The sequence below is a fragment of the Caulobacter sp. SRI_014 genome (genome assembly GCF_057586315.1).
Genome location: NZ_JBYCZQ010000002.1, coordinates 70,977 through 92,958 on the forward strand (window position 1 = coordinate 70,977; position 21,982 = coordinate 92,958).

Below are 21,982 nucleotides of genomic sequence, written 5' to 3' on the forward strand. Positions count from 1 at the left end.
ACGTTGAACGAAAGGCGTATTGCCATGGATCGTCGCAACTTTATCCGCATCATCGGGGGCGGGACCGTGATGGCCGCCGGGCTGACCGGCTGTGAAAAGGTTCCGGACGCGACCACCGCCTGGGTCTCGCCGGGCTCGGCCGAGCGGGACGTGCGGCGCTATGCGCTGGCCCATGCGGTGCTGGCGCCCAATCCGCACAATCGTCAGCCCTGGCTCGCGCGGCTGGACGGGGAAGACGCCGTCACCCTGTTCATCGACCGCACCCGCCTGCTGCCGGCCACCGATCCGTTCAGCCGTCAGATCGTGGTCGGTTGCGGGGCGTTTCTGGAGCTTCTGGCCATCGCGGCCGGGGCGAAGGGCCATGCCGCGACGGTGACGCCCTTCCCGGATGGCGAGCCTGGCGAGACGCTGGACGACAAGCCGTTCGCGCGGGTGGTGTTCACCGCCGGCGGGGCGCTGGATCCGCTGTTCCGGCATATCCTCCGTAGACGGACGACCCGCCTGCCCTACGATACGGCCCGGGCCATTCCGGCGACCGATCTGGCCGCCGTGCAGGCGGCGGCGGGGCCGGGGATGCGCACGGGGGCGGCGAGCGGCGGCGAGGCGCTGGCCGGGCTGAAGGTCCTGACCCGCGAGGCCTACGAGCGCGAGGTCGACACCCCGGCCGCCAACCAGGAGAGCATCGACCTGATGCGCATCGGCGCCAAGGCGATCGCCGAGCATCGCGACGGGCTGTTCCTCAGCGGACCCGGCATCGAGGCGATGAAGACAGTCGGTATCCTGACGCCGGAGAACCTGGCCCGGCCGGGGACGATGGCCTTCAAACAGGCGCGGGATTTCGCCCGGCCGATGTGCGAGGCGACGGGGGCGTTCGTCTGGCTGGTCAGCCCGGACAACAGCCGGCTGACGCAGATCGCCGCCGGGCGGGCCTATGCGCGGATGGCGCTGGAGGCGACGGCGCGCCAGATCGCCATCCAGCCGATGAGCCAGGCGCTGCAGGAGTATCCGGAGATGGCGGCGCTGTTCGCGCGGATGGACGCGATGGTGGGGGTGAAGCCCGGCGAGCGGCTGCAGATGCTGGTCCGGGCGGGGTATGCCAGGGACCTGCCGCCGACGCCGCGCAAGGGACTCGAGGATCTGTTCAGGCCAAATCCCGCGAGGACAGCCTGATGGCGTTGAAGGAGCGGCCGGACGTCTCGGTGCTGACCGAGATCGGCATCATTTCGCAGCTGTCCAACGCGGCGCTGGAGCGGAGTTTGCCGGGCGGGATGAGCGCGGCGCAGTTCGGGGTGCTGACCCACTTCATGCGGCGCGGCGGCGAGGAGAGTCCCGCGAAGCTGGCGGCTGCGTTCCAGGTGACCAAGGGGGCGATGACCAACACCCTGCAGCGGCTGGAGGCGCAGGGGTTCGTGCGGGTCGTGGCCGACGAGCGGGATGGGCGGAAGAAGCAGGTGTCGCTCACACAGGACGGGGCGCGGGCCTATGAGGCCGGACTGATGGCGCTGCGGCCGAGGATGGAGGGGCTGCGGGAGGCGTTCACCGACGCGGAGTTCGTGGCGGCGCTGCCGTTCCTGCGGGCGCTGCGAATCTGGATGGACGAAAACCGGTAGGTCCGCTCCCCCTCCGCTCAGGCCGCCTTCACCCGCAGGCTCGCGGCCGATAGCACTTCCATCACCTGCACGGGCTTACCGGGGATGAGGGCGTCTTCGCTCAGGGCGTCCCATTCCTTGCCTTCGACATGCACCCGGCCGCGGCCTTCGGCGAAGATGCTCGCCGCCTCGCCGCGGGCCCCGATGAGGCGGGTGATATTGTCGTTGATGTCCGGCCCGTCGCCCGAGATGTTGCGCGGCAGGTAGCGCCGCGCCGTCACCGTCACGGCGATGGTCAGCACCGCGTAGATCAGCAGGTGGACCGCGACGTTGGACGGCAGGACGAAGGTCAGGCCGGCCATCGCCACCGCCGTCACCGCCGGCCACAGCAGCCAGCCGCTGCCGGTCGACAGCTCGGCCCCTAGGATGACCGCCGCCAGGGCCAGCCAGAACCAGACGGCGTGGGCGTTGTAGAGGGCGTCCATGATCAGGCTCCCTTACGAGTTCCGGGGGGTGCGCGGCGTCGCCGTCGGCGGCGGAACAACGCGGGCGTCGCTGCCGCTGAGGGTCTTCACCAGCTCGCCGATGCCGGCGATGGAGCCGGTCAGGCCGGCGAAGTCGGCCGGAACGATGACCGTCTTCTGCTGCGGGCTGGAGGCCAGCAGGGCGAAGGCTTCGACGTACTTCTGGGCGATGAAGTAGTTGATGGCGTTGACGTCGCCGCGGGCGATGGCTTCGGAGACGAAGGCGGTGGCCTTGGCTTCGGCCTCGGCTTCGCGTTCGCGGGCCTCGGCGTCGCGGAAGGCGGCTTCCTTGCGGCCTTCGGCCTGGAGAATGGCCGACTGCTTGGCGCCCTCGGCCCTGGCGATCTGGCTCTGCTTTTCGCCGTCGGCTTCAGTGATGACGGCGCGGCGTTCGCGTTCGGCCTTCATCTGGCGGGCCATGGCGTTGGTGATGTCCGGCGGCGGAGTCAGATCCTTGATCTCGATCCGGGTGGCCTTGACGCCCCAGGGGTTGGTGGCGTGGTCGATGGTGGCCAGCAGGCGGCTGTTGATCTGGTCGCGCTGGCTGAGCACCTCGTCCAGCTCCATCGAACCGACGACGGTCCGCAGGTTGGTCATGCAGAGCTGGGCGATGGCGTAGTTGAGGTTGTCGACCCGGTAGGCGGCGTTGGCGGCGTCCATCACCTGGATGAAGACGATGCCGTCGACCTTCACCACCGCGTTGTCCTTGGTGATGACTTCCTGCTGGGGCACGTCCAGCACCTGTTCCATCATGTTCACCCGCCGGCCGATCGTCTCGATAAACGGGGTGAGGATGGAGATGCCGGGCTTCAGAGTGCGGGTGTAGCGACCGAACCGCTCGACGGTGAACTCGCGCCCCTGAGGCACGATCTTGAGCACGCTGAACACCAGGAACAGCGCCAGCGCCACAAGAAACAGCGCGAAAATCCAGAACATCGAAGGCCCTCCCAATCTGAACTTGAGATGAGCCTAGCCGAGGTTCCCTTCAAGGGCGAGCGGCGTCGATTGTCCGAACGAACGTATGTCCAGAAAGGCCGCCTATTCCCTGGGCGCGGCGTCCGGGTTTTCCTGGTCCTTCATGGCCGGATCGTCGGGGCCCATGCGCTGCACCGTCCGCACCGAGGCGGCCAGCTTGGCGGCGATGCCCTCGCCCTTGCGGGCCACGGCCAGCTCGGCCTTGCGGCTGTCGATGCCGCAGGTCGGGAACTGCGCCTTGCGGGCGGCAAAGCCGCTGTTGAAGGCCTGCTTCAGGCGGGCCTCGAAGGCCTCGTCGGCGGCTTCGGTATTGACCAGCTCGGCCATGCGGTCGCGCCAGTGCTGATCGCCGTCGCCGTTGCAGACCTGGCGCAGGGCGTGGGACTCGCCGATGGCGTAGGCCAGGTCGACCAGGGACTGGCGCTCAGGCGGCGGGCGTTCCTGGGCGAGGACCGGCGATGCGAGGACCAGGACGGCCAGAACGGGAAGAAGGCGCTTCATGGAGCGCATCTGGTTCAAGTCTCGCGCCAGTTTCAAGCCCATTCCCCTCACGGTAGGGGCGCCTAATCCAGCATGATGGCGCTGAGCAGGCGGCCGTAGTCGGGCTCGCCCTGCCGGAAAGCGCGGCGGTTGGAATAGAACAGGTCGGCTTCGGTGCAGGTGTCGCGGCCGACCCATTCCGCCTGGGCCACGCCGGCCTCGGCAAGGCGCGACAGGACAAACCCCGGCAGGTCGAACTGGCGCTTGCCCGGAGCGCCGGCGATGAACCAGGCGCCGTGGGCCGGGTCGGCCTCAAGGAAGGTCGCTTCGAACTCTTCGCCGACTTCGTAGGAGGCCTGGCTGATACAGGGACCGACGGCGGCGACCATGTCGGCCCGGCGGGCGCCGAGGCGTTCCATGGCCGTCACGGTCTCGGCGACGATGCCCGTGAGGGCGCCCTTCCAGCCGGCGTGGGCGGCGGCGACCACCCGGGCCTTGGGGTCGGCGATCAGGACGGGCGCGCAGTCGGCATGCAAGGCGCCGCAGACGACGCTGCGCTGGTCGGTGACGACGCCGTCGCCCTCGGGCCGGTAGCGGCCCCAGGGGGCCTCGGCGGTCAGGGCCCTGGCGGAGTGGACCTGGTAGCAGGTGTTGAGGGCGTCGGGCATGACGCCGAACCAGCCGGCCGCGCGGGCCCGGTTTTCCTCGACATCGGCGGCCTCGTCGGAAGAGCCGCGCCCGACGTTCAGGCTGTCGAACAGGCCCTTGGAGACCCCGCCCTGGCGGGTGAAGAAGGCGTGGCGAACGCCCGGCAGCGCGCTGAGCAGCGGCGACTGGACCGGCGAGAGACTCACGCGATCAGCACGCGGGGCAGCTTGAAGCGCACTGTCTCGCGGGTCGGGGCGATTTCCTCGATGGTCAGCTCAAAGCGGGTTTCGAGGCGCTCGATCAGTTCCTGGACCAGCAGTTCGGGCGCCGAGGCGCCGGCGGTGATGCCAAGCGAGGCGACGCCGTCCAGCCACTCGTCCTTCATCTCTGACGCCTTGTCGATCAGGTAGGCGCCCTTGACCCCGGCCCGCTTGCCGACCTCGACCAGCCGCACCGAGTTGGAGCTGTTGGGCGAGCCGACGACCAGCAGCACGTCGCTGGCTTCGGCGATGGCCTTCACCGCTTCCTGGCGGTTGGTGGTGGCGTAGCAGATGTCTTCCTTGTGCGGCGTCGAGATGCCGGGGAAGCGGGTCTGCAGGGCCTCGATGATCTCGGCGGTGTCGTCGACCGACAGGGTTGTCTGGGTGACGAAGGCGACGTTCATCGGATCGACCGGATTGAAAGCGGCGACGTCCTCGACGGTTTCAATGAGTTTGACCACCCCCTCGGGCAGCTGGCCCATGGTGCCGACCACCTCGGGGTGGCCCTTGTGGCCGATCAGGACGATCTCGCGGCCGTGCTCATAGTGACGCTGCGCCTCGACATGGACCTTGGAGACCAGGGGGCAGGTGGCGTCGAGGTAGAGCATCTGGCGTTCACGGGCCTCGGCCGGCACGCTCTTGGGCACGCCGTGGGCCGAGAAGATGATCGGCCTGTCGACCGGGGCCTCCTCGACCTCCTCGACGAACACCGCGCCCATGGCTTTCAGGCGATCGACGACGAAGCGGTTGTGGACGATCTCATGGCGCACATAGACCGGAGCGCCGTACTTCTCGATGGCCCGCTCGACGATCTGGATGGCTCGATCGACCCCGGCGCAGAAGCCGCGCGGGCTTGCGAGCAGGACCTTGAGGGCAGGCTTGGCGACGACGGTGGCATCCATGGCGTCTAGTTAGGCGGTTGCGGGGTCGCTCGCCAGCCATTTGGCGTGAAGGATCGGCGCCAATTCCCCTCCCGCGCTTCGTTTCATTGCAGGGCCACGCATATGCCTTTATCAGCGATGATGAGTTGAAAGGGCGGCTCGTTGGCCGTCCTGTTTTGATCTGTCGGGACCCGCATGCGCCGTTTCTTCACCTTCGCCCTCGCGGGCCTGATCCTTGTTTCCGCCCCGGCCGCGATGGCCCAGGGCCGTGGCCGTGGCGACCAGGACCGTCGCCAGGAAGAGGAAGCGGCCAAGAAGAAGTCGCGCGACAAGGAGTGGAACCAGACCGAGGCGCCGCTGCCCGCGCTGCGCAACGCCGGCCCCTGTCCCTATGTGAAGGTGCTGTACGACGCCGGCCGCTACATCGAGTTCGACGGCAAAGAATCGGCCAACACCGTCGTCTACAGCGGCGAGATCCAGGGCCTGTCGTCGGGCTGCGAGTACAAGGACGACGAGCCGATCCGCGTCTCGGTCGAAGCCCTGTTCGCCCTGGGCAAGGGCCCCAAGGCGACCAGCGACCGCAAGACCTACCGCTACTGGGTGGCCGTCACCACGCGCAATTCGGCGGTGATCACCAAGGAATACTTCGACCTGCCGGTGAAGTTCAGCAGCGAACGCACCATGGTCACAGAGAAGCTGGAAGGCATCGTCATCCCGCGCGCCACCATGGAAACCAGCGGCGCCAACTTCGAGGTCCTGATCGGCTTCGACGTCACCCCGGCGATGGCCGAGTTCAACCGCGACGGCAAACGCTTCCGCGTCTCGGCCGGCGCGCCCAAGGCCGCCGATTCCAATTAGTCGACGACCTGACTTAAGATAGCTGCATGACCGATCTTAAGAGGACGCTTGGCGAAGCGGCCGCTGCTGCTTTCGCCGACCTGGGGATTCCGCCCGAGCTGGGCCGAGTAACCCCGTCCGACCGCCCCGACCTCGCCGATTTCCAGTCCAACGGAGCCATGGCCGGCGCCAAGGCCGCCGGCAAGCCGCCGCGCGAGATCGCCCAGTATGTCGTCGACAAGCTGGCCGGCGATCCCAACCTGGCCTCCGTCGAGATCGCGGGCCTGGGCTTCATCAACATGCGGGTCAGCCCCGCGGCCCTGTCGACCCGGGCCAACGAGATCGCCGCCGACCCGCGCAAGGGCGCCGTCGAGGTCGACGATTCCCGCCGGGTGATCATCGACTACGCCGGGCCCAACGTCGCCAAGCCGATGCACGTCGGCCACCTGCGGGCCTCGATCATCGGCGAGGCGGTCAAGCGCATCTATCGCTTCCGCGGCGATGTGGTGCTGGGCGACGCCCACTTCGGCGACTGGGGCTTCCAGATGGGGCTCCTGATCGTTGCGGCCATGGACGAGTTCCCGTTCGTCCGCGCCCTGATGGAGCGACTGGTCACGGCCCCCGGCGGCTTCAGCGAGGCTGACAGCCAGCGGGTGCTGCAGGAACTGGGCAACCACATCACCCTGGCCGATCTGGACCGGATGTATCCGGAGGCCGCCGGCAAGGCCAAGACCGACGTCGAGTACCGGGACCGCGCCCGCAAGGCGACGGCCGAGCTGCAGGGGGGCCGGTTCGGCTATCGCCTGCTTTGGAAGCATTTCGTCAACGTCAGCCGGGTGGCCCTGGAGCGCGAGTTCCACGCCCTGGGCGTCGACTTCGACCTGTGGAAGGGCGAGAGCGACGCCGATCCGCTGATCGCCGGCATGGTCGACGAACTGCAGGCCAAGGGCCTGCTGGTCGAGGACCAGGGGGCCCGGGTGGTGCATGTCGCCCGGCCCGGCGAGACCAAGAAGAAGAAGCTGGAAGACGGCTCGACCGTCACCGTGCCTTCGCCCGATCCGCTGCTGGTGGTGAGCTCCGAGGGCTCGGCCATGTATGGCACGACGGACCTGGCGACGATCCTCGATCGCCGCAAGAGCTTCGATCCGCAGCTGATCCTCTACTGCGTCGACCAGCGTCAGGCCGACCATTTCGAGCAGGTGTTCCGCGCCGCCTACCTGGCCGGCTACGCCGAGCCGGGCGGGCTGGAGCACATCGGCTTCGGCACCATGAACGGTCCGGACGGCAAGCCCTTCAAGACCCGCGAAGGCGGGGTGCTGAAGCTGCACGACCTGATCGAGATGGCCCGCGACAAGGCCCGTGAGCGGCTGCATGAGGCCGGTCTCGGCAGCGAGTTCGAGCCCGAGGAGTTCGAGGACGTCGCCCACAAGGTGGCGGTCGCGGCCCTGAAGTTTGCGGACTTAAGCAACTATCGCGGCACCAGCTACATCTTCGACCTCGACCGCTTCACGGCCTTCGAGGGCAAGACCGGGCCCTACCTGCTGTACCAGGCGGTGCGGATCAAATCGGTGCTACGGCGGGCGACGAACGAGGGCGTGGTCGAGAGCAAGATCAGCGTCAAGGAACCCGCCGAGCGCGAACTGGTGCTGATGCTGGACGCCTTCGACGCGGCGACGGCCGAGGCCTACGACAAGAAGGCTCCCAACTTCATCGCCGACCACGCCTTCAAGCTGGCCCAGGCGTTTTCGAAGTTCTACGCCGCCTGTCCGATCATGAGCGCCGAGAGCGAGACCGTGCGCGGCAGCCGCCTGCGCCTGGCCCGTGTGACGCTGGAACAGCTGGAACTGGCGCTGGACCTGCTGGGCATCGAGACGCCGGAGCGGATGTAGCGCGCCCCTCCCTCCCCGAATGGGGAGGGCAGGCCGACAGGCCGGGTGGGGAAGTGGGCAACCGCAATCCCCACTGCCTGGAGCCGACCGCCCCACCCGACGCGCATACCGCGCGTCTGCCCTCCCCATTCGGGGAGGGAGGTCAGGTTAGTGCCCCCCGCACTTGCCGCAGCCGCCCTTGCCGCCGTGGCCCCCCTTGTGGCCGCCTCGACCACCGATGCGGATGCTGACGCCGACGCTGGCCCGGGCCGAGGCGTAGGCCGTGGCCCCGGCGCCGGCTTCGGCATAGGCGCCCCCGCCGCCGCCTCCACCGCCGTCGATGTATTCCGGGCCGACCCCGCCGCCGCCCCAGAAGAAGCTGTCGCCGAGGCGGATCTCGCCGCAGCTTTCGATCATGCGACCCTGGGCGTCCCAGCGCTGGCGGCAGCGTTCACGGCCCCAGTCGTCGTACTGCCGGTCGTCCCAACCGGTTTCGTGGCGTTCATAGCCGCCACGTTCCTCATATCCCCAGCTGTAGCCCCCGCGCTCTTCATAGGTGCGACGCGCGCCGTAACGGTCCTCACCCGCATACAGCGGCCCCCCGGTCCGCGCCCCGTCCTCATCGTGATAGACCGGCTCGCCGACATAGCCGCGCGACTCTTCGTCGTGCGCCGGCGGCGCGGCCTGCGGCGGCGGCGGCTGGTAGCGCGGGCGGTTGGGGTCTTCGACGACATAGCCCGGCGGCAGGCAGTAGCCCTGGCAGTTGACCCGGCCGTCCACCGGAGCGCCGACCGCGCCCCCGACGTACTCGGTGGTCTCGCCGCGATAGCTGTAGCTGGAGCCGCCGCCACCCGTGCGCTGATAGGCGTAGGCGTCGCCCGACACGCCGGCGGCCGGGGCCCGGTAGGGCTCGGCGGCGAGGGCGCAGACCGGGCTGAGGGCCACGGCGGTGGCCAGCATCAGGGCGGCAGTTCGAAACGCGCGCGGCATGGTTGGACTCCTGACGCAGGTACAGGAGGCCAGGCTACGCGCGGGAGGGGCCGTCAGCGACCGTCTGCGCCCTTTGCGAGAAGGACAGGGTTAAGGCGCCGCGCGACGGGGGTAATTTAACGCTTGGAGCCGGTCAGAAGTCGACCGCGATGCCCTTGCGTTCCCAGTCGCCGAAGCGGGTCGGTTCGGGGCCGGCCGGGCCGCCGTCTTCGGGCGGGCGATCCTGCGCCGTCTCAGCCGCCTTGCGCGCCGCCGCCTCCTCCAGGGCCCGTCGGGCGGCCGGGGTCAGGACCTTGCCTGGCGCGGCGCCCGGTACGTCACTGGGAACGTCAGCGGTCTCCTGACCAAGATTTAATCGAACACCGTCTTGCGGATCGTTTTCCATAGTGGTCTACGCGCGCTCCCAACAACAACGACAAGTATAGGGAAAGATTACAACCATGTCACGTTGGCCTTATGTGTTTTTTATCGCCGCCTGCTTCTACATCATGGTCGGCGTCTGCTGGGGTATGTACATGGGCATCACCCATGATCACGCCACCTCGCCCGGTCACGCCCACCTCAACCTGCTCGGCTTCGTCAGCCTGTCGATCATGGGCGGATATTACGCCCTGCTCGGCAAGGAAACGCCGAACTGGCTGATCGCCACCAATTTCACCCTGATGAACCTCGGCGTCTGTCTGCTGGCCCCCGCCCTGTTCCTCGCGCTGTCGCAGAGGGTGGAGCCGACCCAGTTGATGCCGCTGTTCATCGTCGGCGAGTTCTCCATCCTGTTCGGCTTTCTGGCCTTCTTCGCCGCCGTCATCGGCGGCCTGCGCCGGGCGAGCCCGAAGCGGTCGGGGCTGCAGGCTTTCGCCACCGCTTGATCAAATCAGGGAACACTGTTCTCCTGTCAGGGCGGCTTCTGGAGGGAAGCCGCCCTTCTTCTTGCCGTTCGGGGGAACGATCATGCCGAAAGTCTCATTGGCCTTCCTGACCACCGCCGCCGTCATCGCCCTCTGCGGCATGGGATGGGGCACCTTCATGGCGATGAGCCAGGACCACTCGCTGAGCCCGGCCCACGCACACCTCAATCTGCTGGGCTTTGTGGTCATGTCGATCATGGGCCTCGTCTACGCCCTGCCGGGCATGCGCTACAGCGTGAAGCTGGCCTGGGCCAACTACGCCTTGTCGGCCTGGGGCGCGGTGGCGATGGGCGTCCTGCTGCCGCAGGTGCTGATGCAGAAGCTTCCGGGGCCGGTGATGATGGCGTCCGAGATTCCGGTCATTCTCGGCATGCTGCTGTTCCTGGTCTCCCTGCTGGGCAACTGGCGCAAGACGGCCTGAGACAGGGCTTGCTCCCCCGCGCTGAAAGGCGCAGGGGAGCGCCGTGACCCAAGCACCTTCTGACGATCTGGCCGCCCGCCGCGCGGCCCTCACCCTGCTGGACGCCGCCCTTGTACGCCGGGGCGGCATCGACGAGGCCGCCGCCGCCGGGCCCCTGAAGGCCCTCGACGCCCGCGACCGCGCCTTCGCCCGGGCCCTGACACTGAGCACCCTGCGGCGCCTCGGCCAGATCGACCGGCTGCTGGCCCCCAAGCTGAACCGGGAGCCGCCGCCGCGTATCCGCAACCTGCTGCGCCTGGGCGTCGCCCAGCTGTTCTGGTTCGACACCCCTGACCACGCCGCTGTCTCGACCAGCGTCGACATCGCCGCCCAGGACAAGGCCGGCCGCGCCTTCAAGGGCCTGGTCAACGCCGTGCTGCGCGGCCTGCTGCGCGACGGGCCGCCGGCCGATGAGCCGGAAGCCCTGTGTCCGCCCTGGCTGTTCGCGCGCTGGACCAACGCCTGGGGGCCCGAGGCCGCCCGCGCCATCGCCGCCGAGATCGCCAATGAGCCGGCCACCGACCTGACGGTTCGGGCCAACGATGACATCGAGCTGCTCACCGCCCAGCTCGACGCGGTCGCCCTGCCCGGCGGCACGGTGCGGGTCGCCCAGCGCGGCGACGTCGCCCAGTGGCCGGGCTTCGCCGAGGGCCGCTGGTGGGTGCAGGACGCCGCCGCCGCCATCCCCGCCCGCCTGCTGCACGCCAACGCCGAACAGACGGCGCTCGACCTCTGCGCCGCGCCGGGCGGCAAGACGCTGCAGCTGGCGGTCAGCGGGGCGGCGACCGTCGCCGTCGACCGCTCGGCCGAGCGGCTGAAGCGGGTGGCCGAGAACCTCGCCCGGATGAACCTCAGCGCCGAGGTGATCGCCGCCGACGCCGGCGCCTGGGACGATGGGCGGACCTTCGACGCCGTCCTGCTCGACGCCCCCTGCTCGGCCACCGGCACCTTCCGGCGCCATCCGGACGTGCTGTGGGCCGCCGCTCCCGGCGACATCGCCAAGCTGGCCGCGGTGCAGTCCCGGCTGCTCGACAGCGCCGCGAAGCGCACCGCCCCCGGCGGGCGGCTGGTCTACTGCGTCTGCTCGCTGGAGCCCGAAGAGGGCGAGGGCCAGGTCCGCGCCTTCCTGACCCGCCACCCGGAATTCGTCACCGAGCCCTGCGCCGAGGGTGAGGGCGGGGCGCCGGCCGCGTCCCTGACCAAGGAAGGCTGGCTGCGGCTGCTGCCACACCATCGTGAAGGCGGTCAGGACGGCTTCTTCGCCGCGCGCCTGCGGCGAACCTAGCCCCACCGGCCCGACTCCGCTAAGCCATGGGGCCATGATCATCGCCCCCTCCATCCTGGCCTCGGACTTTTCCAAGCTCGGCGAGGAATGCCGCGCCATCGAGGCCGCCGGCGCCGACTGGGTGCACGTCGACGTCATGGACGGCCACTTCGTGCCCAACATCACCATCGGCCCCGATGTGGTGAAGGCCCTGCGCCCGCACGTGGAAATCCCCTTCGACGTCCACCTGATGATCAGCCCGGTAGACAGCTATCTGGAGGCCTTCCGCGAGGCCGGCGCCGACCTGATCAGCGTCCACCCCGAGGCCGGGCCGCACCTGAACCGGACGCTCAAGCAGATCCGCAAGCTGGGGGCCAAGGCCGGGGTGGTGTTCAATCCCTCCACCAGCCCGGACGTCATCGAGTTCATGATGGACGACATCGACCTGTTGCTGGTCATGACCGTCAACCCGGGCTTCGGCGGCCAGAGCTTCATCGCCTCGCAGCTGAAGAAGATCGAGCGGCTGCGCCGGATGATCGACGCCTCGGGGCGCGACATCATCCTCGAGGTCGACGGTGGGGTCACCGCCGTCACCGCGCCGCAGTGTATCGCCGCCGGGGCCACCGCCCTGGTCGCCGGCTCGGCCGTGTTCAAGGGCGGGCCGGACGCCTACGCCGGCAACATCGCCGCCCTGAGGGGCTGACGGCGGGCCCGTGAAACCGCCCCGCCGCGACATTGCCGGACCGGTTCTGACCACCCTGCAGGGCTGGGCCGGCGCGGCCCGCCGCCAAGGCGAGCAGGAGTGGTTCGGCAATCCGCTGCACCAGCTGATGCTCAGCCGCCCGCCGGTCGATGGTTTCGCCGCCAACCCGCGCGACCGCCGGCCGGTCAACAACGCCGAGGGCCGCCGGCTGCTGCAGGGCATCTTCGACCTGGCCGGCACGCGGATGAGCGTCGGGGCCAACGGTGATCCCTTCGACAAGCCCAGCCCCGACCGCGCCTTCGCCGTCGCGCTGCACCGAATGGGCTGGCTGCCCGACCTGATGGCGCAGGAGGAGGCCGGTCCGCGCGCGGCGCTCAGGCTGGTGTTCGACTGGAAGCGGATTTTCGGGCGCTGGAACGGGTTCTCCTGGGGCCCCGACTGCCTGGAGCGGCGGGTGTTCAACCTCAGCTGCGCGGCGCGGCGCTTGGCCGCCGTGGCCTCGGACGCCGAACGCAGCGAGCTGGCCAATGACCTGGCGCGGCAGGCGCGGCACCTGGCGGACATCTCGATCCAGCCCGAGCGGGCCCTGCAGCGGGCCGTGGTCGTCGGGGTCGCCGGCTGCGCCCTGGCCGGCGAGGCGGGCGAGCTGCTGATCGACCGGTCGATGAAGGTGCTTGGGGCCGAGTTGCCCGGCGCTGTGGCTCCGGACGGGGTCCACGCCAGCCGCTCGCCGCAGGCGGGGCTGGAATTGCTGTTCGACCTCCTGACCCTCGACGAGGCGCTGCACCAGCGCGGCCAGGCCGGGCCGGACGAGATGAGCCGGGCCATCGACCGCCTGAGCGCCGCGGCGCGCTTCTTCACCCTGCCGGACGGCCGGCTGGCCAGTTTCCAGGGCGGCGAGGCCCTGTCGGCCCATCGCATCGCCGCCGCCCTTGCCCATGAGGAAAACGCCGGCCCGCCGCCGATGAAGGCGCCGCACGGCGGCTACTACCGGCTCGACGGGGCCGGGCTGACCCTGATGCTCGACGGGGCCGCGCCGGCCGGGGGCGTGTGGAGCGCCACCGCCTGCGCCCAGACCCTGGGGCTGGAGATCCTGGCCGGCGCTGACCGGCTGATCACCGGCTGCGCATGGAGCCCCGACGCCGCCGCGCCCCAGGCCCTGCGCCTGACCGACGGGGCCAGCACCGCCTCGCTGAGCGACGCCTCGGCCGGGGAGCCGCTGCGCGGTCTGACCGCCTGGGGGATCGGCCCCCGGCTGGAGGGCGCCGCCAAACGGGTGGACGTGCGCCGCCACGACGCCGACGCCGGGGTCTGGCTGGAGTGCAGCCACGACGGCTGGGCCGCCGACTTCGGCCTGATCCACGACCGGCGGCTCTACCTCGATCTGGCCGCAGGCGAGCTGCGCGGCGAGGACGCCTTCCGCCCGGTGCTGGAGGGCCCGCCGACCGACGGCCCGCGCCGCTACCTGCCCTTCACCGTCCGCTTCCACCTGCACCCCGACGCCCGCGCCAGCCTGGCCCGCGACGGCAAGTCGGTACTGCTCAAGGGCCCGACCGACCAGGGCTGGTGGCTGCGCAACGACGCGGTGAGCGTCGCGGTGGAGCCCAGCGCCCACTTCGAAAACGGCCGCCCGCGCCGCTCGACCCAGGTGGTGCTGACCGGCCAGGTGCGGATCGATACCGGCGGGCGCATCCGGTGGAAGATGTCGCGGGCCGAAGGGTAGCAGCCAGAACCGGAGCGCTGTATCAGGCCAGAGCAGGGCTTCGTCCCGGGGGGCAATCTGATGCGTTGGCAAATCGCCGTGGGCGGCCTGGCTGCCCTGACCTGCCTGGGCTTCGCCGAACCCAAGATGAGCCCGCAGTTCGTCCGTCTGGACTTCGTGCGGACTTACATGGACGGCAACACGAAGTCCCGGGCGCTCGATTCCGGATACAACCTCTATTACGAGCCCACCTGTCGGCACGAGAAGTATGCAGGGTTCGGCCTGTTGACCTCCAGCAAGAGTTCGCTGACCGTGCCGGGCGACGTCCGGCTGTTCGTCGAAGCGGTGGCCGGCAACTCCAGCAAGGAATGCAAAGCCTACGTAGGCTTCCGGGCTGATCGGAGTCACACCTACGCCGTCAGTCTGAGCGCAACCAAAGAGGGCTGCAGGGTGGATGTTGTCGACAACGCGACGGGCCAACGGCCGGCCGGGCTTCGCTTCTTCGACGGCATGCATCAATGCAGCGCCTACCTGAACCAGCGCGACTAGCCGCCTAGCGACTCCCTCCCCTTTCCTGTATGAGCCGCCTCGTCTCAGCGACTGGCGCATCAGGTGGATCACCACCGGGGAGCTGACGACGCCATCTGCCGCGCGCCTGGGCGAGACCTCACAGCTTTCCAGCCGGAGTCCGCCATGCCCGCCGCCCCCGATTTCCCGCCCTCGCCCGATACCGTCGTCGCCAGGCGCGCTCTGATCTCCGTGTCCGACAAGACCGGGCTGATCGAGACGGCGAAGGCCCTGCACGACCTCGGCGTCGAACTGGTTTCGACCGGCGGCACCAAGTCGGCCATCGCGGCGGCCGGGCTGCCGGTCAAGGACGTGGCCGACCTGACCGGCTTTCCGGAGATGATGGACGGGCGGGTCAAGACCCTGCACCCCATCGTCCACGGCGGCCTGCTGGGCGTGCGCGGGGCGGCGAGCCACACGGCGGCGATGGACGAGCACGGCATCGGCGGCATCGATATCCTCTATGTGAACCTCTATCCGTTCGAGGCCACGGTGGCGGCCGGCGGCGACTTCGAAACCTGCGTCGAGAACATCGACATCGGCGGGCCGGCGATGATCCGCTCGGCGGCCAAGAACCATGGCTACGTCGCCGTCTGCACCGCCCCGGAAGACATGGCCCGGGTCGTTGAGGCGCTGAAGGCCGGCGGCACGACGCTGGCGCTTCGGAAAGACCTGGCGGCCCGGGCGTTTGCCCGCACCGCGACCTATGACGCGGCCATCAGCGGCTGGTTCGCCAGGCAACTGGAAGTCACCGCCCCGGCCCGGCGGGCCATCGGCGGCGAACTGCGCCAGACCCTGCGCTATGGCGAGAACCCCCATCAGTCGGCGGCCTTCTACGTCACCGGCGAGCAGCGGCCGGGCGTGGCCAACGCCCGCCAACTGCAGGGCAAGGAACTCAGCTACAACAACATCGCCGACACCGACGCCGCCTTCGAGCTGGCCGCCGAGTTCGACGAACCCGCCTGTATCATCGTCAAGCACGCCAACCCGTGCGGCGTCGGCCTGGGCGCCGACCTCAGGCAAGCCTACGCCCGGGCCCTGGCCTGTGATCCGGTCTCGGCCTTCGGCGGCATCGTGGCGGTCAACCGGCGGCTGGACCGCGTCACCGCCGAACAGGTCTGTGAGACCTTCACCGAGGTGGTCATCGCGCCGGAGGCCGATGACGACGCGGTGGCCGTGTTCGAGGCCAAGAAGAACCTGCGCCTGCTTGTCACCGGCGCCATGCCCGACGCCTTCTCGACGGGCGAGGTGTTCCGCTCGGTTTCGGGCGGCTTCCTGGTCCAGTCGCGCGACACCGCCCGGCTGACGGCGGCGGATCTCAAGGTCGTCACCAAGCGCGCGCCTACCGACGAGGAAGTGCGCGACATGCTGTTCGCCTTCACCGTCGCCAAGCACGTGAAGTCCAACGCCATCGTCTTCGCCCGTGGCGGCCAGACCCTGGGCGTCGGGGCCGGCCAGATGAACCGCAAGGACAGCGCCCGCATCGCGGCCATCCGCGCCGCCGACTTCGGCCTCGACCTGACCGGCAGCGCCTGCGCCTCAGAAGCCTTCTTCCCGTTCGCCGACGGCCTGATCCAGGCGGCGGAAGCGGGGGCGACGGCGGTGATCCAGCCCGGCGGCTCGATGCGCGACGCCGAGGTCATCGCGGCGGCCGATGCGGCGGGGATCGCCATGGTCTTCACCGGGACGCGGGTGTTCCGGCACTAGGCCGCCTATCGAAGCGGCAAACCATTATAGCAGGGGTTTTCTGCGTCCAGGCGGGTGTTCCCGGGAAAAACATCCGCCTTTTCAATGGCTTTCAACCCACCAGAAAGCGACTTTCGACCACCGCCAAGGTCGCGGAGCACCACTCCGAGACCACCCTGTCACCCATGGCTGGCGCGGGCGACAGGACGCAAGCGGCCAATCGGGCGCGAATTTCCGATGAATATGTCTAGACATATTCCGGAGGCGTCGCTCAGGCCTTTGAATTCGCCGCGAAAAGCGCGTTCAACTCGCCCTGCGGAATCTGTCCCTGGGCGTAGGTGAAGGTCCCCTCGCGCCTCAATTCCTCGGCGGCGCGGCGGACGAGGCCCAGCGCCGCCCGGGCGATGGAGCCGCCGACGCTGATGCGCTGGACCCCGGCGTCGAGCAGGGTGCGCAGGCCGCCTTCCATGGGTGTCAGACCGGCGACGAGGTTGAGCGGGCCGTTCAGTTCGGCGACCAGGGTGCGGGCCGAGGCGAGGTCCCCGACCCCGGGCACGAAGACGCAGTCCGCCCCCGCCGCCAGGTAGCGGTTTCCCCGGGCGATGGCCTCGGCCAGGCCGCCGGCCTCCGGCATCATGGCCCCGTCGGTGCGGGCGTTGAGCACGAAATGATCGCCGCCGGCGGCGCGGGCGGCGGCGATGCGCTCGACGGCCAGGCCCTCGTCGATCAGGGCGTTCGGGTTGGCGCCGACATCCTCGATATTGCCGCCGGCCGCCCCGGCCTCGATGGCCAGGCGGATGGTCTGCGCAACCGTCTCGGGATCATCGCCGAAGCCGGCCTCGAGGTCGGCGGTGACCGGCACGGGGGAGGCGGCGACGACCTGGGCGATGCGGGCGATCATCTCTTCGCGGGTGACGGCGCGGTCGCGGTTGGCCAGCCCGTAGTCGGGCTTGCCGAGCGAGAAGGCGATGCCGGCGCTGGTCGTTGCGATGGCCGGAAAGCCGGCGGCGGCCAGGACCACGGCGCTGCCGGCGTCCCAGGCGTTGGGCACAATGAAGCCGGCCGGAGCGCGGTGCAGGGCCAGAAGGGTGCGGGCGGCGGCGGCCTGGCTGGTCATGGTCGGTCCCTCGTCTTCGCCTGAACCCTATGAGAACAAATACAGAACTTCAAGGTGGGCCGGAAATGTGAGTGAATGATCACTTGCAATCGGGCGCGCGCCTGTCATAGGCTGCGCCCATGGATACGCTCGAAGCCCGCTGGGCCAAGCTTGAACCGCACGCGGCCATGCACGGCCCGGCCGATACGGACAGGCGGCCGGTCGCCCTGCTGTTCCACGGCTGCGGTGGGGTGCAGGCGCATCTGGACGACTACGCCGCCGCGGCGACGCAGGCCGGCTGGCGCTCGGTGATCGTCGACAGTTTCGCCCCCCGCGGCTGGAGCCGGACCTACGGCCTGACCTTCGTCTGCAGCGGCACGCGGTTCTGGGGCTTCGAGCGGGCCGGCGACGTGCTGGCCACCCTCTACGGCATGAGCCAGCGGGCCGACGTCGATGCCAGCCGCATCGTCCTGGCCGGCTGGAGCCACGGCGGCTGGGCGATCATGGATCTGATGACCATGCCCCTGGTCAGCGAGACCGAGGCCCGCATCGGCGGCGCCGGTCCCGGCCTGCTGGACGGGGTCAAGGGCGCCTTCCTGAGCTATCCCTATGTCAACTTCGGCACCCGGGGGGCCAAGCGTGACTGGCGCTACCGGCCGAAGGTGATGGGCGTCATCGCCCGGCGCGATCACCTGGGTGCGCCCAGGCTGCATGAGGCCGCCTATGCCAGGGCCCGGGCCGGGGGTTGCGAGGTCGAGACGATCATGGTCGAGGGCACCCATGCCTTCGACCAGCCGGGCGAGATGCTGCTCAACCTCTCGCCCATGCAGCGGGACGAGGCCCTGACCCGGGAGAACCTGGCGCGGTTCGGCGGTTTCCTGCGCGCCTGCGTTTAGTCGGCGTCGGGAGTCGACTTTTCGCAGAACTGGCGCAAGATCGCGGTCGGAGGACAGATCGATGGCCATTTTCCCGAAGGTTCAGAGCCCCTGCCCCTACAAGGACCAGCTGGCGCAGATCATGGACGGCGACAGCTGCCGCGTCTGCAAGCGCCAGGTCGTCGACCTGAATGGCATGGATGACGCCGGGCGCGTCGCCTTCATGAAGAGCTGTTCGGGAGAGGTCTGCGTCTCCTACAACTTCCGTCCCGTGATCGCCGCGGCGGTGCTGGCCACGGCCATGACGGCCCTGCCGATGGCGGCGGCGGCCCAGGAGCCGGCCCCGGTCGCCGAGGACGAGATCTATGCGGAGATCATCGTCGGCGGCATCCACGACCCGGCCAACGTCGAGTATGTCGAGGAGGCCGCCGACCAGGCCATGGCCGAGCTGCCGGTCGTCTATGAGGACGACGCTTCGGCCGAGTCAGAGGCCGATCCCAAGGACGCGCCGCAGCCGGCGCAGCGCTAGCGGCGCCGATGGCCATCTTCCCGAGAATCCAGAGCCCCTGCCCCTACAAGGCCAACCTGTCCGCCGTGATGGACGGCGACAATTGCCGGATGTGCAAACGCCAGGTGCATGACCTGACGGCGATGAGCGACGCCGAGCGGATGGCCTTCCTGGCCAGCTGTTCGGGCGAGGTCTGCGTCTCCTACCGGTTCCGCCCCGTTCTGGCGGCGGCGGCGGTGGCCCTGGCGGTGACGGCGGTCCCGATGGCGGCGGCTGCGCAGGATGTGACCGGCGCGGCCCAGGACGTCGACAGCATCGACTATGCCGACAGCGGCGAGGTCGGCGGGCTGATGGACCTGGCCAATATCGAGTTCGTCGAGGACCCGGCCGACGCGGCCATGGCCGACCTGCCGGTGGTCTATGAGGACGAGGCCGTGGAGCAGGCCGACGCCGCCGACACCGCGCCCGTCCGCTCCGGCGGCTGACGGTCCTCAGGGCCGGGGGCGCACTTCCTTCATGTCCTGCCAGACCAGCAGGCTGCCCAGCTGGCTGGCGGCGGCCAGGCTGCGGCTGTCGCCGTCGCCGACGCTGATGGCCAGGTGGGTGGCGTCGAAGTCGTCCAGCGCCAGGTCGAAGCTGCGCCATTCGCCGTCGACCCAGGCCAGGGTCCAGCTGTGCGGCAGGAAGGCGTTGCTGACGCCGTGGTACTTCTCTCTGGAGTAGACCAGGCCGTTGGCCACCTTGGTGGGAATGCCCGCCGCCCGGCCGAGCGCCGCCAGGATGACGGCCGCCTCGGTGCAGTCGCCGGCCCGGCGATTGAGGGCGTCGAGCGCCGAGTAGTGGCCGACGAAATCGATGCGGCCGAGATAGGGCCGGGCCTTGACCAGCAGCATCTGCATCTTGCGTGTGTCGGAGATCTTCATGCGGGCGATCGGAGCGGCCATGGCCCTCAGCTTGCGATGGTCGCTCTGCAGCCAGGCGGTCGGCAGGCGGGCCTGCGCCAGGTAGGCGGCATCGGTCGGCAGGCCGGGACCGCAGGTCTCGCACAGGTCGATGACGGTGAAGCCGGCGCCGGCCGTGGCCTTCTGCTCGCCGGTCTGGGGCATGGGGAACTGGATGCCGTCCCTGAAGCCGAAGCGGTAGCGGATGTGACCGCGCTTGGCCGCCGGCAGGACGCGGAACAGCGACTTGGTCATCACCCGGCCGATCACCTGATAGGGCGGATGCGGCGCCAGGGCGGCCTCGCGGGTGCTGGTCTTGAGGGTGATGGTCGTGCCGAACATCGGCTGGGAGACGGCGACGATGCGGCGGTCGGCGCCCAGGGTCAGCCGGGCGATGCTCTGCAGCTGGCCGTTCTCGTAGCGTTTGCGCAGGGCGGCGTATCCGCCGGGCGGGACATCCAGGGCGGGGGCGCCGGGCGGCGCGGCCTCGATGACCACGTGATCGATCATCATGCCATCGACATCGAGGCTGTCGAACTCGACGGTCGGGGTGCGGCCCGGAGCCCAGGCCTTGAGCAGGGCGTCGCCGCCGTCGAAGCGCAGGGTCGGCGGCAGGGCGACGGTGGCGGTGTGCTTGCCCGACGCGGTCTGGCGGGTGATCACGGCCCGGTCGCCGGAGATGACCGCCTCATGGCGCGTCAGGCCCGAGCCCGACCTGTTGCTGTGGACGATGGAGCGCACGGCGCCGGCGGCGTCCTCGGTGGTGACGGTGCGGGTGGTCACCCGGCTGACGGCGCTGCCCTTTTCCTGCAGCACGACCTCCTGGTCCTGCACCGTTTCGCGGCCGGTCGGGGTCTGGGCCGAGATCTGGCTGGCGTGGCCGATCCGCGCGCCGTTGTCGGCCATGATCACATACCAGCTAGCCTCCGGCGCCGGGCCGGCAGCGGTCAGGGTGAGCAGGCAGAGGAGGCCAAGCAGGAACGGTTTCACGGGATGAGGTTCGCCCGCCAGGGACGGCGAAGTCCATCTCTTTCGCCTGTCAGGCCAGGGGCCTCGGCAGGCGGGCCATCAGCGCCATCAGCTCCGACTGGCGGTTGGTGTCGGTCTTGGCCAGCACCTGGCGCAGCTGGGTGCGGACGGTCATCACCGAGGAGCCGCGCGCCGCCGCCACCTCGTCCAGGGTGCGCCCGGCCATCAGGCCGGCGACAATGGCGGTCTCGGCCGGGCTGAGGCGATAGAGACTGACCAGCCAGTCGAGCTGGCTGCGGCTGGCGGCGGCCGGATCGTCGACGACCAGCATCACCCCGTCGGCCCCGGCCGGGCCGGCCGGCAGCGCCAGCATACGATAGGGTCTCTGGAGCGAGGGACGCCGGGCCTGGAAGGCGGTGCTGGGCACGGCCACCCGGTCGAGGACATCGGAGACCAGGGCCGACAACCGGCCCTGGGCCTCGCCATCGGCCAGGAGCAGCCGGTCCTGGCGAACGGCCAGACCGTCGCGGGCCTCGCACAGCGCCAGGAAGCCGACCGAAGCGGCGCGGACCTTCAGGTCGCGGCCGACCATGGCGACGGCGACGCCGCTGACCGTCAGCAGGGATTCCAGCTCGCGCACCCGCTTGCCGGCCTGGTCGAGCAGGCGGCGCAGGCGCAGCACCCGCTCGGTGTGGCCGAAGATATCGGCCATGACCGCCTCATCGGCGGCGTCGAAGGTGGGACCGCCCAGCGGCCTGTGGACAGCAACCATCAGGCCGTGCGGGGCGGCGCGCATGGCCCCCATGCAGCGGGCGGTGTCGTCACCGTGCGAGGCGATGAAGCGCTGGTAGAACTCGGTGTTGACCAGGGTGTCCGGCGGCACCAGTTCGTCGAGCCCGGTGGCCAACCGGTGGCGGCTGGCGGCGATGCCGGCCGGCGGCCAGGGGTCGAGCGCGGCGACCTCGCCGTAGGTCCGCATCTGGTCGGGAGAGAACCAGGACACCGCCGCCATATGCCAGCCGCCGTCGGGATCACCGACCTGGATCGACCCGGACCGCGCGCCGCAGGCCCGGGCGATGGAGTCCGGCAGCATCTGCAACGCGGCATCGTCCTCGATGGCGGCATAAATGTCGTCGAGGGCGGACAAGCCTGCTCCAGAGAAACACTCAAACTGAGCAATCGTTGTCGCGCCAGTCCCATAACGTCAAGAAAGATAACGGGATTTCGGCCAAAATGGGCGGTATGTACAGGTTG

General features: G+C 69.6%; 24 protein-coding genes and 1 riboswitch. Of the genes, 14 read left to right on the top strand and 10 right to left on the bottom strand.

Going from position 1 to position 21,982, the window contains the following annotated elements; translation table 11 throughout:
* Positions 1 to 24: 24 nt before the first annotated feature.
* Positions 25 to 1,170, top strand: coding sequence for an Acg family FMN-binding oxidoreductase (locus AC2YG9_RS05770; protein WP_487296992.1), 1,146 nt, complete (start codon positions 25 to 27; stop codon positions 1,168 to 1,170).
* Entirely contained in the window at positions 1,170 to 1,610 is a 441-nt protein-coding gene (locus AC2YG9_RS05775; RefSeq protein WP_487296993.1) for a MarR family winged helix-turn-helix transcriptional regulator, read from the top strand. Before AC2YG9_RS05770 ends, AC2YG9_RS05775 begins: the two co-directional genes overlap by 1 nt.
* A 17-nt stretch (positions 1,611 to 1,627) precedes the next feature.
* On the opposite strand, the gene AC2YG9_RS05780 is transcribed toward AC2YG9_RS05775, so the two are convergent.
* From AC2YG9_RS05780 to ispH, 5 genes are all read right to left on the bottom strand, one after another.
* On the bottom strand, positions 1,628 to 2,074 hold the full coding sequence (locus AC2YG9_RS05780; RefSeq protein ID WP_487296994.1) for an NfeD family protein: 447 nt from the start codon (positions 2,072 to 2,074) through the stop codon (positions 1,628 to 1,630).
* 12 nt (positions 2,075 to 2,086) lie between these two features.
* On the bottom strand, positions 2,087 to 3,049 hold the full coding sequence (locus AC2YG9_RS05785) for an SPFH domain-containing protein (RefSeq protein WP_487296995.1): 963 nt from the start codon (positions 3,047 to 3,049) through the stop codon (positions 2,087 to 2,089).
* Positions 3,050 to 3,151: 102 nt separating this feature from the next.
* Entirely contained in the window at positions 3,152 to 3,589 is a 438-nt protein-coding gene (locus tag AC2YG9_RS05790; RefSeq protein WP_487296996.1) for a TIGR02301 family protein, read from the bottom strand.
* A 62-nt stretch (positions 3,590 to 3,651) separates the two neighbouring features.
* Entirely contained in the window at positions 3,652 to 4,422 is a 771-nt protein-coding gene (pgeF, locus tag AC2YG9_RS05795; protein WP_487296997.1) for a peptidoglycan editing factor PgeF, read from the bottom strand.
* A complete protein-coding gene (gene ispH, locus AC2YG9_RS05800) occupies positions 4,419 to 5,378 on the bottom strand; it encodes a 4-hydroxy-3-methylbut-2-enyl diphosphate reductase (RefSeq protein ID WP_487296998.1) in 960 nt (319 codons plus the stop codon). The genes pgeF and ispH overlap by 4 nt, the downstream gene beginning before the upstream one ends.
* A 174-nt stretch (positions 5,379 to 5,552) precedes the next feature.
* Here ispH and AC2YG9_RS05805 point away from each other — a divergent pair, with 174 nt between their 5' ends.
* The gene (locus tag AC2YG9_RS05805; protein WP_487296999.1) at positions 5,553 to 6,215 is read left to right on the top strand and encodes a Tat pathway signal sequence domain protein; all 663 of its coding nucleotides are present in this window, start codon (positions 5,553 to 5,555) and stop codon (positions 6,213 to 6,215) included.
* Positions 6,216 to 6,241: 26 nt separating this feature from the next.
* A complete protein-coding gene (locus AC2YG9_RS05810; RefSeq protein WP_487297000.1) occupies positions 6,242 to 8,083 on the top strand; it encodes an arginine--tRNA ligase in 1,842 nt (613 codons plus the stop codon).
* Between the two features lie 147 nt (positions 8,084 to 8,230).
* On the opposite strand, the gene AC2YG9_RS05815 is transcribed toward AC2YG9_RS05810, so the two are convergent.
* Both AC2YG9_RS05815 and AC2YG9_RS05820 read right to left on the bottom strand, forming a co-directional pair.
* On the bottom strand, positions 8,231 to 9,052 hold the full coding sequence (locus AC2YG9_RS05815) for a hypothetical protein (protein WP_487297001.1): 822 nt from the start codon (positions 9,050 to 9,052) through the stop codon (positions 8,231 to 8,233).
* Between the two features lie 133 nt (positions 9,053 to 9,185).
* Positions 9,186 to 9,437 carry a DUF1674 domain-containing protein gene (locus AC2YG9_RS05820; protein ID WP_487297002.1) on the bottom strand — a complete coding sequence of 84 codons (252 nt, stop codon included), beginning with the start codon at positions 9,435 to 9,437 and terminating at the stop codon, positions 9,186 to 9,188.
* A gap of 55 nt (positions 9,438 to 9,492) precedes the next feature.
* Between AC2YG9_RS05820 and AC2YG9_RS05825 the strand changes: the two genes are divergently transcribed.
* The 7 genes from AC2YG9_RS05825 to purH all read left to right on the top strand — a co-directional run bounded on the left by AC2YG9_RS05825 (position 9,493) and on the right by purH (position 16,360).
* Positions 9,493 to 9,918, top strand: coding sequence for a hypothetical protein (locus AC2YG9_RS05825; RefSeq protein WP_487297003.1), 426 nt, complete (start codon positions 9,493 to 9,495; stop codon positions 9,916 to 9,918).
* Positions 9,919 to 10,000: 82 nt separating this feature from the next.
* The gene (locus AC2YG9_RS05830; protein ID WP_487297004.1) at positions 10,001 to 10,378 is read left to right on the top strand and encodes a hypothetical protein; all 378 of its coding nucleotides are present in this window, start codon (positions 10,001 to 10,003) and stop codon (positions 10,376 to 10,378) included.
* Positions 10,379 to 10,421: 43 nt separating this feature from the next.
* Positions 10,422 to 11,702, top strand: a complete 1,281-nt coding sequence (locus AC2YG9_RS05835) for an RsmB/NOP family class I SAM-dependent RNA methyltransferase (protein WP_487297005.1) — start codon at positions 10,422 to 10,424, stop codon at positions 11,700 to 11,702.
* A gap of 34 nt (positions 11,703 to 11,736) precedes the next feature.
* Positions 11,737 to 12,384, top strand: coding sequence for a ribulose-phosphate 3-epimerase (rpe, locus tag AC2YG9_RS05840; RefSeq protein WP_487297006.1), 648 nt, complete (start codon positions 11,737 to 11,739; stop codon positions 12,382 to 12,384).
* 10 nt (positions 12,385 to 12,394) lie between these two features.
* Positions 12,395 to 14,107 carry a heparinase II/III family protein gene (locus AC2YG9_RS05845; RefSeq protein ID WP_487297007.1) on the top strand — a complete coding sequence of 571 codons (1,713 nt, stop codon included), beginning with the start codon at positions 12,395 to 12,397 and terminating at the stop codon, positions 14,105 to 14,107.
* A 60-nt stretch (positions 14,108 to 14,167) separates the two neighbouring features.
* The gene (locus AC2YG9_RS05850) at positions 14,168 to 14,635 is read left to right on the top strand and encodes a hypothetical protein (protein WP_487297008.1); all 468 of its coding nucleotides are present in this window, start codon (positions 14,168 to 14,170) and stop codon (positions 14,633 to 14,635) included.
* 37 nt (positions 14,636 to 14,672) lie between these two features.
* Positions 14,673 to 14,754, top strand: a riboswitch (ZMP/ZTP riboswitch).
* A gap of 25 nt (positions 14,755 to 14,779) precedes the next feature.
* Positions 14,780 to 16,360, top strand: coding sequence for a bifunctional phosphoribosylaminoimidazolecarboxamide formyltransferase/IMP cyclohydrolase (gene purH / locus AC2YG9_RS05855; protein ID WP_487297009.1), 1,581 nt, complete (start codon positions 14,780 to 14,782; stop codon positions 16,358 to 16,360).
* A gap of 250 nt (positions 16,361 to 16,610) precedes the next feature.
* Here purH and AC2YG9_RS05860 read toward each other — a convergent pair whose 3' ends face one another.
* Positions 16,611 to 17,456 (bottom strand): isocitrate lyase/PEP mutase family protein, encoded by an 846-nt coding sequence (locus AC2YG9_RS05860; RefSeq protein ID WP_487297010.1) that lies wholly within the window; start codon positions 17,454 to 17,456, stop codon positions 16,611 to 16,613.
* Between the two features lie 119 nt (positions 17,457 to 17,575).
* On the opposite strand from AC2YG9_RS05860, the gene AC2YG9_RS05865 reads away from it, so the two are divergent.
* The 3 genes from AC2YG9_RS05865 (at position 17,576) to AC2YG9_RS05875 (ending at position 19,303) form a co-directional block, all read left to right on the top strand.
* Entirely contained in the window at positions 17,576 to 18,331 is a 756-nt protein-coding gene (locus AC2YG9_RS05865) for a dienelactone hydrolase family protein (protein WP_487297011.1), read from the top strand.
* Positions 18,332 to 18,392: 61 nt separating this feature from the next.
* Complete coding sequence (locus AC2YG9_RS05870; RefSeq protein ID WP_487297012.1) at positions 18,393 to 18,839, top strand: hypothetical protein; 447 nt, start codon at positions 18,393 to 18,395, stop codon at positions 18,837 to 18,839.
* 8 nt (positions 18,840 to 18,847) lie between these two features.
* Positions 18,848 to 19,303, top strand: a complete 456-nt coding sequence (locus tag AC2YG9_RS05875; RefSeq protein WP_487297013.1) for a hypothetical protein — start codon at positions 18,848 to 18,850, stop codon at positions 19,301 to 19,303.
* Positions 19,304 to 19,309: 6 nt separating this feature from the next.
* Here AC2YG9_RS05875 and AC2YG9_RS05880 read toward each other — a convergent pair whose 3' ends face one another.
* Together AC2YG9_RS05880 and AC2YG9_RS05885 are read right to left on the bottom strand one after the other, a co-directional pair.
* Positions 19,310 to 20,749 carry a transglutaminase-like domain-containing protein gene (locus AC2YG9_RS05880; RefSeq protein WP_487297014.1) on the bottom strand — a complete coding sequence of 480 codons (1,440 nt, stop codon included), beginning with the start codon at positions 20,747 to 20,749 and terminating at the stop codon, positions 19,310 to 19,312.
* Positions 20,750 to 20,798: 49 nt separating this feature from the next.
* Positions 20,799 to 21,875, bottom strand: coding sequence for a helix-turn-helix transcriptional regulator (locus AC2YG9_RS05885; protein WP_487297015.1), 1,077 nt, complete (start codon positions 21,873 to 21,875; stop codon positions 20,799 to 20,801).
* Positions 21,876 to 21,982: the final 107 nt, after the last annotated feature.